At 37.5% G+C, this 17936-nt stretch carries 16 protein-coding genes; 11 read left to right on the forward strand and 5 right to left on the reverse strand.

The annotated features are described in order from the left end of the window. The first annotated feature begins 1 nt into the window (after nt 1). The 4 genes from OOL07_RS02590 to OOL07_RS02605 are packed head-to-tail and all read left to right on the forward strand — an operon-like array spanning nt 2 to nt 3680. Nucleotides 2-847, forward strand: a complete 846-nt coding sequence (locus OOL07_RS02590; protein WP_264694853.1) for a glycosyltransferase family 2 protein — start codon at nt 2-4, stop codon at nt 845-847. Next, a complete protein-coding gene (locus tag OOL07_RS02595) occupies nt 840-1772 on the forward strand; it encodes a GDP-L-fucose synthase family protein (RefSeq protein WP_319804039.1) in 933 nt (310 codons plus the stop codon). Before OOL07_RS02590 ends, OOL07_RS02595 begins: the two co-directional genes overlap by 8 nt. Nucleotides 1773-1781: 9 nt before the next feature. Continuing rightward, nucleotides 1782-2546, forward strand: coding sequence for a glycosyltransferase (locus OOL07_RS02600; protein ID WP_264694857.1), 765 nt, complete (start codon nt 1782-1784; stop codon nt 2544-2546). Nucleotides 2547-2567: 21 nt separating this feature from the next. After that, nucleotides 2568-3680: a glycosyltransferase family 4 protein gene (locus OOL07_RS02605; RefSeq protein WP_264694859.1), complete on the forward strand. Its 1113-nt coding sequence runs from the start codon at nt 2568-2570 to the stop codon at nt 3678-3680. Nucleotide 3681: 1 nt separating this feature from the next. Here the strand turns inward: OOL07_RS02605 and sfsA are convergent, their stop codons facing one another. Together sfsA and OOL07_RS02615 are read right to left on the reverse strand one after the other, a co-directional pair. Continuing rightward, the gene (gene sfsA, locus OOL07_RS02610) at nt 3682-4383 is read right to left on the reverse strand and encodes a DNA/RNA nuclease SfsA (RefSeq protein ID WP_264694861.1); all 702 of its coding nucleotides are present in this window, start codon (nt 4381-4383) and stop codon (nt 3682-3684) included. Between the two features lie 15 nt (nt 4384-4398). Then, nucleotides 4399-4854, reverse strand: coding sequence for a hypothetical protein (locus OOL07_RS02615; protein ID WP_264694863.1), 456 nt, complete (start codon nt 4852-4854; stop codon nt 4399-4401). A 100-nt stretch (nt 4855-4954) separates the two neighbouring features. On the opposite strand from OOL07_RS02615, the gene ileS reads away from it, so the two are divergent. Together ileS and lspA are read left to right on the forward strand one after the other, a co-directional pair. Beyond that, a complete protein-coding gene (gene ileS, locus OOL07_RS02620) occupies nt 4955-7783 on the forward strand; it encodes an isoleucine--tRNA ligase (protein ID WP_264694865.1) in 2829 nt (942 codons plus the stop codon). A gap of 13 nt (nt 7784-7796) precedes the next feature. After that, nucleotides 7797-8255: a signal peptidase II gene (gene lspA / locus OOL07_RS02625; protein ID WP_264694867.1), complete on the forward strand. Its 459-nt coding sequence runs from the start codon at nt 7797-7799 to the stop codon at nt 8253-8255. Between the two features lie 53 nt (nt 8256-8308). On the opposite strand, the gene OOL07_RS02630 is transcribed toward lspA, so the two are convergent. Beyond that, the gene (locus tag OOL07_RS02630; protein ID WP_264694869.1) at nt 8309-8713 is read right to left on the reverse strand and encodes a type IV pilin protein; all 405 of its coding nucleotides are present in this window, start codon (nt 8711-8713) and stop codon (nt 8309-8311) included. Between the two features lie 136 nt (nt 8714-8849). On the opposite strand from OOL07_RS02630, the gene OOL07_RS02635 reads away from it, so the two are divergent. From OOL07_RS02635 to thiO, 5 genes are all read left to right on the forward strand, one after another. Beyond that, complete coding sequence (locus OOL07_RS02635) at nt 8850-9425, forward strand: GspH/FimT family pseudopilin (RefSeq protein WP_264694871.1); 576 nt, start codon at nt 8850-8852, stop codon at nt 9423-9425. Between the two features lie 14 nt (nt 9426-9439). Next, on the forward strand, nt 9440-10066 hold the full coding sequence (locus OOL07_RS02640; protein ID WP_264694873.1) for a prepilin-type N-terminal cleavage/methylation domain-containing protein: 627 nt from the start codon (nt 9440-9442) through the stop codon (nt 10064-10066). Between the two features lie 24 nt (nt 10067-10090). Continuing rightward, the gene (locus tag OOL07_RS02645) at nt 10091-11299 is read left to right on the forward strand and encodes a hypothetical protein (protein ID WP_264694874.1); all 1209 of its coding nucleotides are present in this window, start codon (nt 10091-10093) and stop codon (nt 11297-11299) included. After that, entirely contained in the window at nt 11300-11806 is a 507-nt protein-coding gene (locus tag OOL07_RS02650) for a type IV pilus modification PilV family protein (protein ID WP_264694875.1), read from the forward strand. Between the two features lie 73 nt (nt 11807-11879). Next, the gene (gene thiO / locus OOL07_RS02655) at nt 11880-12956 is read left to right on the forward strand and encodes a glycine oxidase ThiO (RefSeq protein ID WP_264694876.1); all 1077 of its coding nucleotides are present in this window, start codon (nt 11880-11882) and stop codon (nt 12954-12956) included. Here thiO and mutY read toward each other — a convergent pair. Both mutY and OOL07_RS02665 read right to left on the reverse strand, forming a co-directional pair. Then, nucleotides 12931-14019, reverse strand: coding sequence for an A/G-specific adenine glycosylase (mutY, locus tag OOL07_RS02660; protein WP_264694877.1), 1089 nt, complete (start codon nt 14017-14019; stop codon nt 12931-12933). The two genes, thiO and mutY, sit on opposite strands and share 26 nt — an antisense overlap. 70 nt (nt 14020-14089) lie before the next feature. Beyond that, nucleotides 14090-17899, reverse strand: coding sequence for an AsmA family protein (locus tag OOL07_RS02665; protein WP_264694878.1), 3810 nt, complete (start codon nt 17897-17899; stop codon nt 14090-14092). Nucleotides 17900-17936 lie beyond the last annotated feature (37 nt).

The following is a 17936-nucleotide window of genomic DNA, read 5'->3' on the forward strand; positions in this document are numbered from 1 at the left end:
TATGAAATTGCCTACTATTTCTATAGTTACCCCTTCTTTTAATCAAGGAAATTTTGTTTCTGATACAGTTGCTTCAATAATCAGTCAACGCTATCCAAAATTAGAATATATCTTTATGGATGGAGGATCCACCGATAATACGCTACAACAAATTGCCCCTTACCAAAAACAATTTTTCCATTTTGAATCTCAACCTGATGGAGGGCAAAGTGCTGCGATAGCTAAAGGATTCGAGTACGCTACCGGAGAAATCATGGCTTACTTAAATAGTGATGATGTACTACTTCCTGGAACGCTTAATTTCGTTGCTCATTATTTTTTAAATCATCCAGAAATAGATTTTATTTATGGTCATCGCTGTATTATTGATGAAAAAAATCAAGTGATTGGTCACTGGATTTTACCGCTCCATAGTCATTGGCTTATGAGTCGCTGGGATTTAATTCCTCAAGAGTCTTGCTTCTGGCGTCGTAGTTTATTTGAAAAACAGGGGAATATAAACTCAAGCTATCACTTTGCGATGGATTATGAGTTATTTGTACGCTATATGAAGAAGGGGAGATTTGCACGAGTAAATCGATTTTTAGCAGCTTTTCGAATGCATAAACAGAGTAAAACTGCTACTCAATTAGATACGATTGGTGCTGAAGAAATTACTAAAGTACATAAAGAACATAGTATTTATTTCCCTCCTATGATTTCCTCGATTGCTAGCCATTGTTTTCCGCTTTGGGTTCAATTACGGTCTGCTGTTTTTCTTCGTTTAAAGGAATCTTTTCCGGGTCTTCCTCCTGGGACGGGATTTGATATAACCATATTATGGGGAAAAGAAAATAATGATAAATAAAACTAAAAAAATCTATGTGGCAGGTCATCGAGGCATGGTGGGTTCGGCTATTGTCAGGAATTTGCAAAATAAAGGCTATGAAAATATTATTACTCGTACGCGCCATGAATTAGACCTACAAGATCAAGGTAAAGTATTTACTTTTCTTCAAGAAACTAAACCTGATTATCTTTTTCTTGCCGCAGCAAAGGTAGGGGGAATTCAAGCAAATAACATCTATCGTGCCCAGTTTATTTATGAAAATATAGCGATTCAGTCTAATTTAATCCACGGTGCTTATTTAGCTGGAGTACAGCACTTATGCTTCTTAGGATCTAGTTGTATTTATCCAAGAGACTGCTTTCAACCAATTAAAGAAGACTACTTGTTAACTGGACCATTAGAAGCAACCAATGAACCTTATGCAATCGCAAAAATTGCAGGAATAAAAATGTGCGAGGCCTATAACAGCCAGTATGGTACCCATTATGTATCGGCTATGCCTACAAATCTATATGGTCCTAATGATAATTACGATTTACACAATAGCCACGTACTCCCTGCACTTATTCGTAAAACCCATGAAGCGAAACTAAGTGAAGCCAAAGAATTAGTGGTTTGGGGTACCGGGACTCCCATGCGAGAATTTCTCTATGTAGAGGATATGGCAGAGGCCTGTGTATTTTTAATGGAGCAAGAAACTTCTGATGGATTGTTTAATATTGGTACTGGTAAAGATATGACCATTAAAGAACTTGCTCATATTGTAATGGAAGTAGTTGGCTTTCAGGGAGAAATCGTATTTGATATTATAAAACCGGATGGTACTCCTCGTAAGTTACTAGATGTTAGTCGTGTAAAAACTCTTGGCTGGTCGGCTAAAATCGGCTTAAAAGAGGGAATTTTTCTTGCTTATCAAGATTTTTTAGCCCATAGTTCTCACTAAATAGGGGTGGTGAAACAAAAACCACTCATTACTTTAGCCGTTCCTTCCTATAATCAAGGGAGCTACCTTGAACAAACGTTAAGATCTATTTTTAGTCAATCATTACCTATTGAAGTATTTATATTAGACGGTGGTTCCCAAGATCAGTCTATTTCAATTATAAAAAAATGGGAATCCTACTTAGCAGGGTGGCGTAGTTATCCAGATCAGGGACAAACTGCAGCTATTAATGAAGGTATTGTACAAGGCACTGCACCTTTCGTCGGCTGGCTTAATAGTGATGATTGGCTCTTACCTAAAGGATTATCTACTTTATTAAGAGCACTTCAAAGTTCCCAATTTAAAAATGCCCCTTTTGCCTATGGGCGATCCTGGAATTTTTATGAAAAAAATCATACTTTTCGGTCAGTATGGGTAGAACCATTTCATGAAAATAGACTAGCTCTGCGTTGTATTATCTCTCAGCCTGCAACTTTGATTAGACGATCTGCTTGGGAAGAGGTAAGGGGGGTAAGTAATCAGTTTCAACTTGCGATGGACTATGATCTATGGTGGCGGTTATTTAGAAAATTTGGCACCCCTTATTTTATAGATCAATTTATTGCGGTGAATAGAGTACATACTGAAACGAAAACTAACACTCAGCCTAGATTGCATTACCAAGAAGCAATAAAAATCGTACACCAGCACTATGGAGCAATTCCCTTAAAATGGCGGCTTTTCTGGCCCTATAGAGTATGGCTTAAAAGCATCATGAATAGGTTCAGTGTTTAAATATTTTGTCTTTAATTGAAAATGAAAGTATTACATTTTTATAAAACTTATTTTCCAGAAACCATTGGAGGGGTTGAGCAAGTTATCTATCAAATAGCACGGGGTGTTTCAATCTACAGTATTGATACTGAAGTACTTACTTTAGCTCAAGAATCTAGTAAAAAACCTTTAGTTCTTGAAAATCACTTAATCTATCAAGCTAAATGTGACGTTCAAATAGCATCTACTGGTTTTTCCCGAGCAGCGTTATTTCGCTTTATGGAATTGGCAAAGCAGGTAGATATTATCCATTACCATTTTCCTTGGCCTTTTATGGATATAGTTCATTTTCTCTCATCAGTAAAAAAACCTACGGTACTTACTTATCATTCGGATATTATTCGTCAAAAGTTTTTACTTACTATTTATCGCCCTTTAATGAAATTTTTTTTAAATCGTGTTGATGCTATTGTTGCTACCTCACCTAATTATTTAGCTACCAGCCAAGTACTCGACGGATATCGAGGCAAGACAGAGGTTATTCCAATTGGTATTGATAAAAATACTTATCCTCAAGTGACTTCAGCAAAATTAAATTATTGGCGCAATCAAATAGGAGAAGGTTTTTTTTTATTTGTAGGTATGCTCCGTTACTATAAAGGATTGCATATTCTTTTAGATGCCCTGAAAGACACTAATTTTTCTGTAGTGATTGTAGGATCAGGACCTATTGAACACTCTTTAAAGCACCATGCAAAATCTCTAAAATTAAGAAATATCCATTTTCTTGGCACGTTACCTAATGAAGATAAAGTTGCCTTAATTCAGCTTAGCTTAGCTATGGTCTTTCCTTCTCATCTTCGATCTGAGGCTTTTGGGATTTCTCTACTTGAAGGAGCTATGTACGGAAAGCCTATGATTTCTAGCGAAATTGGTACAGGTACTAGCTATATTAATATTCATAATGAAACAGGATTGGTGGTACCGCCTAGTGATCCGACTGCTTTTAGGAAAGCAATGGAATTTCTTTGGAACTCTCCTGATATTGCAAGAGCAATGGGGGGAAAAGCAGAAGCCCGTTATTGGCAACTATTTACTGGGAAGCACATGGCGAGATCTTATGCCCATCTCTATCAGAGATTATGCACTCCTTAAATTATAATCTAATAGGTACGGGTTTATTAATATGAATAGCTTGAGGGGTAAGCTGACAACTATAGGCTATTACTTCTACCCCTTGGGTTATCGCAAACTGTAATTTTTCTCCATAGACTGGATCAATATGATTTGCTGGAGAGAAATAATCACAATCTTCTCTCTGTATCAGGTAAAATATAACGCTACGACAACTTTTAGTACATATTTTAGCCAATTCATCTAAGTGTTTTGCACCTCGTGCAGTTACTGCATCTGGGAATAGTGCATTATTCTCCTCTCTAAGGGTTACATTTTTTACTTCCACGTAACAATGTTGTTGAGCGACGGGATTTTCTAGTAATAAGTCAATGCGTGAGTTTTGCCCATAAGGCACTTCTTGCCTTATTGTTTCATAGCCTAAAAGTTCTGATACCTTTTCCTTAGCAATAGCTTCTTTGACTATTCCATTAGCTCGCCCTGTATGGACTCCTACTAAACTAGTACCTACATCTATTAACTCTAAGGTATAGGGTAATTTTCGTTTTAGATTATCAGATTTAGAAATATATACTTTGGTACCCGCAGCAACTAATCCTTTCATTGAACCTGTATTAGGGCAGTGGGCAGTAATGAGCTCACCAGTGGCTAATTCAACTTCAGCAAGAAATCGTTGGTAGCGACGATGAAGGGTGCCAGCGAGTAGTGATTGTTGAAAATTCAAGAAAAAAATATCTAATTAAACAGAAGTAAGAAATTTATCAATTTCTTCCATAATATAATCATGTAAACGGGAAAGTTCTGGATCTCTTAAAAACCCAGAGCTACCACCAGACCAAAGTACCAAAGGTTCTTGCCTACCTTGATAGTGAGGAAGAAGCATTTTTACGGATAGAGCATAGGAATACCCTAAATAAGATGAAATTAACCTAAGATTAATTAGTATAGTAGCAGTGAGCTCTTCGTCATAGTTATCTACCACAGAAAACCCAGCGTCCTCCAAACTCTGCGAAATCTCTTTAACAAGTGCCTCTTCTTTTAAGCCAAACCGCTCGTAATCATGCTTTATCCCAGTGACTTTTACTACTACCGTGTCAATATCCTGAGAAGTGAGTGCTTCTTCTGCATTTACTTTCTCAAGTGCAATACCTAATATAAAAAATAGCAAGAGCCAAACTAAGGGCTTTCGATGCATAAAATATTCCTTTACTTATTATATAAATACTTTACATAGGCGATAAGTAATAACGCCAGTATAATAGATAGAATAAAAAATAATAGATTAGAGACCAATCGTGGCGAAATATAAAGAAACTTTAAATCTTCCTAAAACTGATTTTCCAATGAAAGCTAACTTGGCTCAGAGAGAACCAGAAATGCTAAAACGTTGGCAAAATATGGATCTTTATTACCAACTACGGCAAATAGGTCGTAATCGGGAGAAAAAATTTATTCTCCATGATGGTCCTCCCTATGCTAATGGTGCTATTCATATTGGGCATGCTGTTAATAAGATTATTAAAGATATTATCATCAAATCAAAAGCTTTAAACGAATTTGATGCACCCTACATCCCTGGTTGGGATTGCCATGGATTACCTATTGAACTTAATGTAGAGAAAAAATCAGGTAAACCTGGAATTAAAATTTCACCAGAAGATTTTCGCCAGAGATGCCGAAGTTACGCTAAAGAGCAAGTGAATACACAACAGGAAGATTTTAAGCGCTTAGGGGTATTAGGAGATTGGGATTATCCATATCTTACTATGGCCTATGGATTTGAAGCAAATATTATTCGAGCCTTAGGTAGAGTTATTGAGAATGATCATCTATATAAAGGAGTAAAGCCGGTTCATTGGTGTATTGATTGTGGATCTGCTCTAGCAGAAGCAGAAGTAGAATATCAAGACAAAACTTCCCTTGCTATTGATGTATGTTTTCCAGTGATTGACACTGGAACAGTGCAACATTGCTTCCAAATAGAGACTAAGAATAAAACTCCTATTAGTGTTGTCATTTGGACCACTACCCCTTGGACTTTACCTGCAAACCAAGCAGTAGCTTTAAATCCAGATTTGAACTACCTATTAATAGAGTATGTTAATTCAAATCAAACCAAATCATATTTAATTCTAGCTGCAGAACTCTACGAACAAGCACTTGCCCGTTATGGCATTGAGAGCGGTAAGATCGTTGCCTCTTGTTTGGGTAAAGCACTAGAAGGGATAAAGTTACAACATCCATTTTATTCTCGTATTGTCCCCGTTATTTTAGGAAATCATGTGAATTTAGAGGCGGGTACTGGGGCAGTTCATACTGCCCCTGCCCATGGTCAAGATGATTATGTAGTATCTCAATCCTATCAGTTACCTATTGACAATCCAGTGGGAAGTAACGGCTGTTTTTTACCAGATACTCCTCTTTTTGCTGGGCAATCGGTATTTAAAGTCAATGAAGCTATTATTCAAGTACTTGAAGGAAATCAAGTACTTCTTAGCAAACAATCTATTGGACATAGTTATCCCCACTGTTGGCGCCATAAAACCCCGATTATTTTTCGAGCAACCCCTCAGTGGTTTATTAGCATGGATCAACAAAATCTACGAGGTGCAGCACTAGCTCAAATTAAAGAAGTAGTTTGGTTACCCAGTTGGGGACAGCAACGGATTGAAGGAATGGTAGAAAATCGTCCAGATTGGTGTATTTCTCGTCAACGAACTTGGGGAACTCCCATTCCTTTATTTATTCATGCCCAAACAGGTAAGTTGCATCCTAATACATCTGAGTTAATAGAAAAAGTTGCTCAATTAGTAGAAAAATCAGGCATTGACGCTTGGTTTAGCTTAGATCCTGAAACCTTATTAGGCGATGATGCTAAGGATTATGAGAAAGTAAATGATACTTTGGATGTGTGGTTCGATTCTGGCGTAACTCATTCCTGTGTATTAGAAACAAGAGAGAACCTGAGCGTACCTGCTGATCTTTATTTAGAAGGCTCAGATCAGCACCGGGGCTGGTTTCAATCTTCCTTACTTACCTCTGTAGCTATCCGTGGTAAAGCTCCCTATAAATCTGTACTTACCCATGGATTTACGGTGGACGCAATAGGAAAGAAAATGTCTAAATCCAAAGGTAATGTGGTAGCTCCCCAACAGGTGGTAGGCAGTTTAGGGGCTGACATTCTTAGGTTGTGGGTGGCTGCTACTGATTATCGAGCTGAAATGAGTGTGTCTGATGAAATTTTAAAACGTATTGCCGATTCCTATCGGCGTATTAGAAATACAGCACGTTATTTACTCGCTAATTTAGATGGTTTTGATCCTAACACTCATCAAATTTCTGCAGTAGAAATGCTTGCCTTAGATCAATGGGCTGTGGATCGGGCGTATTTATTACAACAAGATATTATTCAAGCTTATGAAGAATATAATTTCCACCTTATTTACCAGAAAATCCATAATTTCTGTACGGTGGATATGGGAGGCATTTATTTAGATATTATTAAAGACCGTCAATATACTATAAATACTGAAAATAAAGCTCGACGATCAGCACAAACGGCTATGTATCATATTCTGGAAGCCTTTGTTCGTTGGCTTGCCCCTATTTTAAGCTTTACGAGCGATGAGATTTGGCAGTATCTACCAAACAGAAAAGATCCCTCTGTTTTTCTTACTACTTGGTACAAAGAACTAACACCTATTAAAAATGGTAGTCCTCAAAATCGAGAATTTTGGGCAATAATTTTAAAAATACGAGAATCAATTACAAAACAACTAGAACAGATTCGTGTAGCAGGGGCGATTGGCTCTTCCTTAGATGCAGAAGTGAATCTCTATGTAGATGAAAATTTATACCAAACACTTACGCTACTTAGTGATGAACTTAGATTTGTTCTTATTACCTCTTATGCTCGAATTTATCCTCTTGTAGAAAAACCTGAGCATGCCTTAGCCACAGAAGTACCCGAATTATGGATTACAATCAAAGCTTCAAATTATCCCAAATGTATCCGTTGCTGGCACCATCGAGCAGATCTTGGTACTTCGCCTACTCACCCAGAATTGTGTAATCGCTGCATTGAAAATGTAGATGGTGATGGTGAGCAAAGATATTATGCTTAGGATGGGCTAGAGAATGTTTAAGTGGTTAAATATATCTCTACTCATTGTGGTGGCCGATCAAATTGCAAAGTATTTGGCAGAAACTAATCTATCTCTTTATCAGCCGGTTGCTATATTTCCTTTCTTTAATTTAACCCTTGCCCATAATCCAGGAGCAGCCTTTAGTTTTCTTGCTGATGCAGGTGGATGGCAGCGATGGTTTTTTTTAGTTATTGCCCTAATAGTGAGCGGTATTCTACTTATTTGGTTATATAAAACAAAAAATAATAATCTAAAAGAATCCTTACCTATTTCTCTGATTTTAGGAGGTGCTATAGGTAATATCATTGATCGATTTATTCATGGATATGTTATTGACTTTATAGATCTATATTATAAGGATTGGCATTGGCCTGCCTTTAATATTGCTGATTCTACTATTACAGTAGGAGTGACACTTCTTGTTATAAACAGTTTAATACAACGCTCTTAGATAGAAAATTTAACCTCAATTTCGCCTCTAACCTCTGTTCTATTATCAAATTTTTAACTCCAGCACGCACTAGGTGTTTTCATTCCAGGTCCCAAACCGGGTCCATTTAAGGTAAGTGTAGTACATGCAACACTACCTTCACTATCATTTTGTTGAGATGTTCCAGATATTGCCGTTGCTGTCAGTATGTAATTATTGGTTGCGATACTAATACTATAGTTATAGTAATCATCCCCAGTAGTGCCGCCTATTTGGGAGAGATCATTACTATAAGATCCATTTTTTGCCTTGTACATTTCTAACTTAAGCTGATTCTCAGCTAAAGTTGCAATTGCAGTCGCACGCCGACCCTGATGAGTAATTTGCAGATAAGAGGAAATCCCAATTGAAGAAAGAACCATCAAAATAATAGCTGAAATAAGTATTTCAACAAGAGTAAATCCAGCATTTTTTTTCATTCTAATCATCCTTAAAAAAAGATCATATCTTGCTGATAAAAAATAGGTTTAATAAAAAAATTGTCATAATTAATAATTAAATATTAATATATCTATTAAATAGTTATATAAAAAATAAATAATAAAAAAATAATTTATGACATGCCATCATACTAATATAGCTACCTACACTAAAGATTCTGGTTTTACATTTCCAGAAATACTTACTGTGATGGTAGTCACAGCAGTTCTAGTCGGTACTGCTGCTCCAGCTTTCAATCAGTTATCAGATCTAAAAAGGCTAGAATCTGCAGCTGAAAAACTCTATTCAGATATGCAGTATGCCCGTACCAGTACCATTAATCAAAATACACCTGTCGGTATCTTCGTTCAATCGGATGGAAGTACTAATTGGTGCTACGGTTTAGCTCCAAAGCCAACATTAACTACTACTTGTGATTGTACTATTACTAGTGCTGGAACAAATTTTTGTACCCTAGACGGAACTAATCCATACATTATAAATAGCACTAATTTCAAAGGAATTTCTATCACAAATGTTTCCCCTCAATCATTTTCATTTACGCCACAACGGGGCACTGCCGGGACAGTAAGGGTTCAATTTCAATCAAAATACAATGAAATACTACAAGCCAGAGTAGCCTCTGGAGGTCGAATACGCATCTGTTCACCCAGTGGCTCAGGTAATGTTAAAGGGTATGCCACATGCTAGCAAGATTCAGATCAATGGGATTTCAAAAAGGATCTAGTTTAGTTGAGCTCATGGTTTCTTCAGCTTTAGGAATGATCGTGATGGGTGGAGCGCTGACAATGATGAGTTCTATCTTAAAAGCAAATAACACGACCTCCCAGATTAATTATCTCAATAGTGAATTAAATGTAGTAATGACAATGATTATCCGGGATCTAAGACGAGCAGGTTATTGGAGTGGTGCAATTAATAATTTAATTAGCAATACTACAACAGTACCTGCTAACCCATTTGCTCAAATTACAGTAAGCACAGATGGGACCTGTCTTTTATTTAGTTATGATTTTGATAGGAGCGGAACCCTTACTAATGCCAATCAATTTGGCTATCGATTAGACACGAGTGATAACGCTGTTGAAGTACGCCAAGCGGGGGCAGACTGTAGTGGCTCTGGGTGGCAAAATTTAACCGATGAAAGCACCCTTAATATAACTAATTTGCAATTTAATGATCTAAGCCCTCCTGCGTTGAATACAGGAAGTGGTGTCACGGTTCAAGTACGGAAATATCGCATCACTTTAGAGGGACAGCTTAATAGTGATTCTCAGATTTCTAAAACATTAGAGACTATTGTGAAAGTCAGAAACGATCAATACTTTTAATAGCTTAAAGTAGGATAAAAAAATATGAAAAGAAGAAAAAAAATCCCTGCTTTTTCGCAAAAAGGACTAGTGACGTTAACTGCGGCTATAGGCATGTCTTTATTAACTGCAGTCACTACATTGCACACTGCCAATATGGATATTACCGGGCAAAAAATATCATCTAATAGCCTAAGTACGAGTCAAAATTTTTCAACGGCAAATGCAGCTGCTAATCAGGATATTAATAGTATTATCAATAATCCAAATCTGGCTGATCCAACTAATCTTTTATGGCGTGCTTGCAATTCAAGATTCCCCTGTAGCGTGAGAGCAAAATATAACGATATTCCTTCTTGGAAATATCAAGCAAACGATAATGTAGGAATACAGAATCAACAATCCTTTTTACTACAAAATATTACTAATCCTTCCGTGATAATTGCAGTAACTCAGGGATCTTCTCCTACTGGAGGTCAAACAATTGTTCAGCGTGGACTGTATTTAATTTCCTCTAGTATTCCAGGACCTGTGCGTGCCCCGTTAGTTTCAGGATCAGCGATTACACTAAGTGGTAATGTCTCCTTTGGTGATGGCACCATGGCGATCTGGGCTAAAAATGCGGTACAGATGAGTGGTAACCTTACTATTGGTGGTGATATATCATCAACAAGCAGCATAGCTGCAAGCGGTAATATTACGTTTAATGGCGATTTATCTGCCACAAATGGCGTGTCAAAAAATGGCAATATTACTCTTAATGGTGATATATATAATCCCTCAGGCTCAAATAGTGCCCCACCTCCTACTCCTGTCCCCAGTGATTTATTTCAATATGTATTTAATACGCCAGTAAGCAATGCGCAGTCCATTCAAAATCAAGCAACTCAGCTTTCTAATTGTAATCAGTGGTCAGGTAATAAGACAGTAAGTGGCGGGGTTTATTGGATAACTGGAAATTGCACCATTAGTGATAATGTTACACTAGGTACTGCAAGTAACCCAGTGATTATTATAGCTACCGGAAATGTAACGATTACTGGCAATACAACAATGAACGGTCTTTTATATAGTTATCAAAATATAACGGCATCTGGAAATTCTGTACAAGGTACCTTGGTAGCAAATGGCACAATTACTGCCAGTGGTAACCTTACCTATAACAGTGGGATATTGAAAAAAGCCTACCAAGGTATTGCTATTGGCAGCGGTGGATTAGTATCAGTCCCTTATAGTTGGATAGATGGTGGCTAAATGAGTTGCTTAAGATATTTTAAGGCTATTCCTAGGGAAAAAGGGCTAGGGATGGTAGAGCTGATGATTACCATTGTTATTTTAAGTGTTACGATGGTGGCTACCGCAAAACTACAAGGAATACTATTGCAAAGTAGTAGTGAAACCAACCAGCGAACTACTGCTTTAAATTTAGTCCAAGGAAAGTTAGATGATCTGCAAGGATCCTTTAATCAGCTAACTGGAGCAACTAATTCATTTGTCAACATCCAAAGTGGAGCAGATACAGATATTACGATTAATAATATATCTTATGCACGCAGTTGGACTGTTGAAGATAATTATTATTGCCCATATCCCACAATTGCTTCTTCTTGTCCCAGTAAATCTTATCCAGACTTTAAACAAGCCACTGTAACTGTAACTTGGGGAGATAATCAATCTATAGTACTGACAGATAATATTAATGCTCCAAATTTTTCAGGAGAATCTCAGGTTATTCCTGCTCTTTTTAGTAACAATAATTAATTGTTAAATCCATTCATCAATTCTAATCCTATATAATAAACTCTCTAATAATGAGTTTTTAGGATGTTTTAGGGTGGATCAAGAGATTACTATTATTGGGGGAGGCATTATCGGTATGCTTACTGCCCGAGAACTCCACCTGAATGGTTTTAAAGTTACCCTATTAGAAAGAGGGCAGTTAGGCTATGAAGCCTCATGGGCAGGGGGTGGTATTTTATCTCCTGTCTATCCATGGCATGAACCTGATTCCGTCAATCAATTGGTTGCTTGGAGCCAGCAGCACTATCAAACTCTTTGCCAAACTATTAGAGAGGAAAGTGGGGTAGATCCAGAATGGACACAATGTGGGTTGCTCACGTTAGATATAGCTGAACAAGCGCAAATCCAATCTTGGGCAAATCACTGGAATATCTCTACTACCTTAATTCAGCCACACCATGAGCAATGGCCCCATGGGTTAAGCGGGGAATCTGGATTCTATTTACCGAAAACTGCCCAAGTGCGTAACCCAAAATTAATGCAAGGATTACGCTTTTATTTAAGGAAGTTAGGGGTAACCATCAAAGAAAACTGTGAAATTACTAAATTATTGATTCGTAATGGATCTATTGCTGCAATAATTACAAAAAACCAAAAATTCCCAGTACGTCAAGTGGTTGTTGCTGCAGGTGCTTGGAGTGGTCAGTTCTTAGAATCGATTGATATTCAAATTCCTATAACTCCCGTACGAGGTCAGATAATTGCTTTTAAAGGCGATCCTCAATTACTCTCTAAAATTGTTGTCGCCCAAGGTCATTATTTAATCCCTAGAATGGACGGGCATATCCTAGCAGGAAGTACCATAGAACATCAAGGATTTAATAAATCAACGACTCAAAGAGCACAAGAGGAACTTCAAGAATTTTCCTATTCTTTTATGCCTTGCTTGCAATCTTTACCTATAGTATACCACTGGGCAGGGTTACGCCCTGGATCACCCCGTGGCATTCCCTATATTGGTGCTGTTCCTGATATTGAAGGATTTTATCTTAACGCAGGGCATTTCCGTAATGGTATTGTAACAGCACCTGCTTCTGCTCGATTACTTACCGATATTATTTTGCAGCGAGATTCTATTTTAGATCCTACACCATATGCTTTAGATCGCTAGCTTCATTTAACTTTTTAAGTAATTTTAAAGTAGGTGCTGGTAGTCCCAGTTGGTATGCTTTTTTAGTTGAAACCCAAGTTTTTTGATTCGATTCAGCAATATTATTATGTTCGCTGCTCACTTGTACTAAAACAGGATAAATATCTAAAATAAAATGAGTGAAGCGATGACGTAAAGAAGGTAATTTCTTAATACTTTCTACCTGATAATTAAAATTAAACTGATCTTCACACCAACTTTCTAAATTAGTTTCTATGGAACATTCTGGAAAACTCCATAATCCTCCCCAAATACCTGTAAGAGGGCGATGTTCAAGGAATATTTCTTGTTGATGATTAGATAAAATCACCATTTGAGTAGTCCGCAAAGATAAAGGGTTTTTCTGGGGCTTGGGTACAGGATAGTTACCTTGAGTTCCTAAAAAATAGGCTTGGCAAGAATCTTTGATGGGGCAAATAGAACACTTGGGACGCTGTCGAGTACAAACCGTAGCACCTAGATCCATGAGTGCTTGTGTATAGTCAGCAACTCGTTCAGTAGGTAGTAACTCTTCAGCATATTGCCATAACAGCTTTTCAATTCTAGGATGACCAAACCAGTCATTAATGGCATATTGGCGGGTTAGAATCCGTTTTACGTTACCATCTAAAACAGGATAGGACTGATTTAATGCTAACGCTAGAATTGCCCCTGCAGTAGATCGGCCAATCCCTGGTAGTTTTATTAAATCCTCAAAATGAGGAGGAATTTCCCCATAGGTATCCCAAGCTATTTGAGCTGCTCGATGTAAATTACGCCCTCTTGCATAATAGCCTAATCCAGCCCAAAGTTCTAAAACTTCATCTACGGATGCTTGAGCAAGACAAGATAAATCAGAAAAATGCTTTGTAAAACGCTCATAGTAAGAAATTACAGTAGTCACTTGGGTTTGCTGAAGCATAATCTCCGAAACCCATACTCGATAAGGGGTAGGATTTATTTTCCAAGGCAGATGTTTACGCCCGTAGGAATCAAACCACTCGAGGAGTGATTGGCTAAAACTAACTAGATTTTCTTGTTTCAAGAACTAGAAAAAATGCCCATCCTAATTATTAGGATGGGCAATAAGAAAAATTAAATTTCGGAGAAGCTAATTATTTAAATAATCCTCTTATTCCTTTTTGGATCGCATTATCTAGCACCTTTCCTGAATCAGAGTTACCATCTGAGCCAGCTGAATTAGAATTTTCTTGATTGTTAGATTGCCCTCCTAGAATGTCTCCTAAGATACTTTGACCTAAACCCTGTTTTCCGCTTGAACCGTTTCCAGCATCTGCAGGTGTTGCATTTCCCTGATTACCACTTGGTTGGCCTAGAATATCTCCTAGTAAACTTTTCCCTAAATTCTTTGTGCCACCATCTGATGCTCCTGCATCTCCTCCCTTCTGGATACCCAAAAGATTACCAATCTTACCCTTAATTGCTTGACCTGCTTTTCCTTGCATTACTGTACCCATATCCACATCATATTTTAATTGACTTAAGGTACCACTTACTTTTACTGGCACAGTAGTATCTTTTAAGCTAGGCAGGGTTACCTTCAATAGATAATCTACTTTTTCACTAGCAAGATTTGCTGTTCCCAATCCTGTTGCTGCTAGTGCAGGCGATTGAATGTTTAAATCAGAGTTTTTCAGTACCCCATCTACGGCAGAAAGTGTACCTTTTAATGAGCTAAATTTAGTTTCTTCTCCATTGTCAGTAGGAGCAGCAGCGAATGATTGTAGAGATTGGCTAAGAGAATCTCCTGATGCTAATCCTGCAATAGCACCAATACCAGATTGGATCATTTTCACAATATTCACCCCCCTAATGGCTCCATCGGTAAATGAAAATTCAGCAGAGCCATTAAGGTGTTGTTTCATAGCATCTGAGGACATACCAGCAGCAGTAAAATTAGATGCAAAATGGGTAGTACCTCGAATAGCGGTACTTCCGGAATAATCCTTAAGTAGCGGACCTACTTGAACATTAGCAAGTTTTTCTTGAGTTGAAAGTTGAGGTACTGCTCCTCTTACATCTAAATGCACATTACCATTAAAAGAGCCTTGATAAAGATCGGCAGCCATCGGATCAATACTGACCAAGCCATCTTTACCTACTAAATCTACTTGAACATTTTGCGTACGTAGCCCTTTAAAAATAAGTTCTCCTATTTTAAATGAGCTATTTATATTTAAAGCCCGAAGGGTATCAATAGGTAGTTCACTTGAATCTGAAGCTGTACTCACACTTGCTGTTTTTGATGGAGATCCTCCTAGCTTTTTATTTACCGGAGGTAAGTAACGATCAGCATTAATTTTATCTAAACTGAGATCGGATTGAATTCTAGGATGTACAAAATCATAGATTGACGCTGATCCTTGTAAGGTACTTTCATCTAATTTAAAAGTCAGCTGTTGTGCGTCAAGACTGGTAGGTGAGGCTAAAAATCCTAAATTTACTTGAGCAGAAGTTAGTGCTGATTTATCTGCGGTTGGTGGTAAATCAATGGCAAGAGCTTGTGCTACCTGACGTAAATTAAACTGATTACTTGATATCTGCCCTGTAATATGGGGAGCACTTAAAATTTGAGTACCGTTAATTTGCCCAGCAAGATTCATCCCCAACGCAGCTAAATTTAAATTTTGTACCGTAAGAGTTTCTTTATTTAAGTCAACATCAATACCAGTACTTAGCCCTGCATTTACAGGTTTAGGAAATTTAGAATCCTGCGCCTTGGTATCTAGTTTTAATCCTTTAAAATGGTATTGTTTTTTATCAAGATCCCCCTCTAACGCAGTAGTTAAATTAATTTGGGCATTCTGAGGTTTCTTTATTTGACTAGCCAGTTTCAGGCTATCAGCTTTAAGTTGATTTTTCACTAAAGAAATATTGGGAGAATCTAAGCTAATGTTAGCTTCTTTATCCCCTTTTACTTGGCTAGTGAGTTTTACATTATTAATCGTGTATTGCTCTTGAGCTAAAAATGCTTCGATATTCGCCCCAAGTTGGAGTGCTACTTGATCTACTGGGAGCGCTGATCCTGATGTGGTAAGTTTTAAGTCCGTATTTTTAAGTTGATAATATTTTTTATCCGTATTAGCAATAATGTTTGCACCTAACTGTAAATCCAGTGCTTTAATAGGTAGTTTTGGGCTATTACTAATTAATTTAAGGTAGGTGTTTTGAATTTGATAGCCATTCTGCTGGGTAGGGGTAACGTTTCCACTAAAATCTAATCGCCCATTAAGTTTAGGTTCAACGGCGCTAAAATCGCTACCTAATTTCACAGGTGTAGTTTTCCCGATAGTAAGCGGAACTGCACCTGCACTTACATCTCCCTTAATTTTAAGGGTGCGTAGCACCCCGATAGGGGATTTTTCCTTAGTAGGGGTTGTTTTAATTTTAGGAGGGAGGTAACGATCCGTGTCTACCTTATCTAAAGTGAAATCATAATGAATAGCAGGTTGATTAAAACTCTTTACCGAAGTAACTCCTTGCAAAGTGCTACTATCTAGCTTTACAACCACTTTATTAGCATTAAAACTAGTTTTAGAAGCAATAAATCCTAATCCTAGCTGTGCTGCAGTTAATGCGGTTTTATCTGCAGTGGGGGATAATGTAATTCCTAAGGAATCGGCAATTTGCCTTGGGTTGAATTGGTTACTTGCTAGATTACCGTTAAAGACTGCTTTATCCCCTAGTATTTGGGTACCCGTAACTTGCCCCTTAAGCTTTATGCCAAAAGCATCTACCAACAGATTTTGCAAAGCTAAGGTTTCTTTATTTAGATCCACACTAATTCCGCTGGTACCTATACCAACATTAATCGGTTTGGAGGATTGCTCATTTTGAGCTTGAGCTTTAAGGACTAAATTTTTAACCCCATAGCGTTTCGTTTCTAGATCTCCAATGATAGAACTCTTTAATGCAAATAAAACTTCTTGAGGCTGTTTTTTTTTGCCTACAAGTTTTAGGTCATCTATTTTAAGGAGGCGATTTTTGAGTAGAGCAGCTCTAGGTGAATCTAAAGAAAATCGTACTGGTTGATCTCCCTGAACATCTCCAGTTAGTTTTAGACTATTGATTGTGATTTGCTCTTTAGCTAAAAAAGCATCGATGTTAGCCCCTAGTTGGAGTGCAATTTGTTGTACTGGTAAGCCACTACCAGAAGCAGTAAGTTTTACGTTAGTATTTTGAACTTGATAATATTGACTATCTAAATCGGCGTTAACAGTACCGCCGAAATCCAAATGCCCACTCATATTGGGATCATTGGCTTTAAAATCTGTATTTAACGCAATATTAGCAGGTTTACCCATCTCTAAAGTATCACTGGTGATATTAAAATGATTAATATCGTAACTCTTCTTTTCTTGATCATCTCGGTAGCTAATATGAGCATCTTGGATACTAATCCCACCAATGGTTATCCCTGCAATAGCCATAGAGGATTTTTTATCTTTACTCTGATCTTCATCCTCTGTAGATGCTTTAGTAGACTGCTCTTCTTTCTTAGGCTGAGATAGATCTTCCCAGTTGGTTTTTCCTTGAGCATTTTTAATTAAATTGACATCTAATCCATCCAGAATGACAGTACCTATTTCTATTTCCTTCTTTAATAAGGGAAGGATTTTTACCTTAACTTGAATATCATCTAGTTTGGCAAAAGGACTTTGACTAAAACCCGGTGGGTTACTGAGGCTAATGTCTTCTATTTTTGCCCCTAACCAAGGAAAGAAGCTGAGGTTAATGTCTCCTCCAAGGCTAAGATCTCTGCCGGTGGCTTTTTTGACTTGTTCGGCAATTTGGGGCTTGTAGTTATTGGGGTTGATTATAAATGGGGCTGCAATTGCCGCTATTATAATGAGCAGCAGTAGTATTCCTACCGTGGTAAATAGTATCTTTAGCAGTTTCATCATTGGCGCCTTGGTTTTATAAGTTTCATAAATTACGCTT

Origin of the sequence: Candidatus Nitrosacidococcus sp. I8 (assembly GCF_945836005.1) — a bacterium.
Classification (GTDB): Bacteria; Pseudomonadota; Gammaproteobacteria; order Nitrosococcales; family Nitrosococcaceae; genus Nitrosacidococcus.

What these genes read in the sequence shown, in the direction of transcription:
- OOL07_RS02650 (WP_264694875.1), top strand. Translation starts at nt 11,300, where the DNA reads ATGAGTTGCTTAAGATATTTTAAGGCTATTCCTAGGGAAAAAGGGCTA.
- OOL07_RS02645 (WP_264694874.1), top strand. Translation starts at nt 10,091, where the DNA reads ATGAAAAGAAGAAAAAAAATCCCTGCTTTTTCGCAAAAAGGACTAGTG.
- OOL07_RS02640 (WP_264694873.1), top strand. Translation starts at nt 9,440, where the DNA reads ATGGGATTTCAAAAAGGATCTAGTTTAGTTGAGCTCATGGTTTCTTCA.
- OOL07_RS02605 (WP_264694859.1), top strand. Translation starts at nt 2,568, where the DNA reads ATGAAAGTATTACATTTTTATAAAACTTATTTTCCAGAAACCATTGGA.
- lspA (WP_264694867.1), top strand. Translation starts at nt 7,797, where the DNA reads ATGTTTAAGTGGTTAAATATATCTCTACTCATTGTGGTGGCCGATCAA.
- OOL07_RS02665 (WP_264694878.1), bottom strand. Translation starts at nt 17,899, where the DNA reads ATGATGAAACTGCTAAAGATACTATTTACCACGGTAGGAATACTACTG.
- OOL07_RS02615 (WP_264694863.1), bottom strand. Translation starts at nt 4,854, where the DNA reads ATGCATCGAAAGCCCTTAGTTTGGCTCTTGCTATTTTTTATATTAGGT.
- OOL07_RS02635 (WP_264694871.1), top strand. Translation starts at nt 8,850, where the DNA reads ATGACATGCCATCATACTAATATAGCTACCTACACTAAAGATTCTGGT.
- OOL07_RS02590 (WP_264694853.1), top strand. Translation starts at nt 2, where the DNA reads ATGAAATTGCCTACTATTTCTATAGTTACCCCTTCTTTTAATCAAGGA.
- OOL07_RS02630 (WP_264694869.1), bottom strand. Translation starts at nt 8,713, where the DNA reads ATGAAAAAAAATGCTGGATTTACTCTTGTTGAAATACTTATTTCAGCT.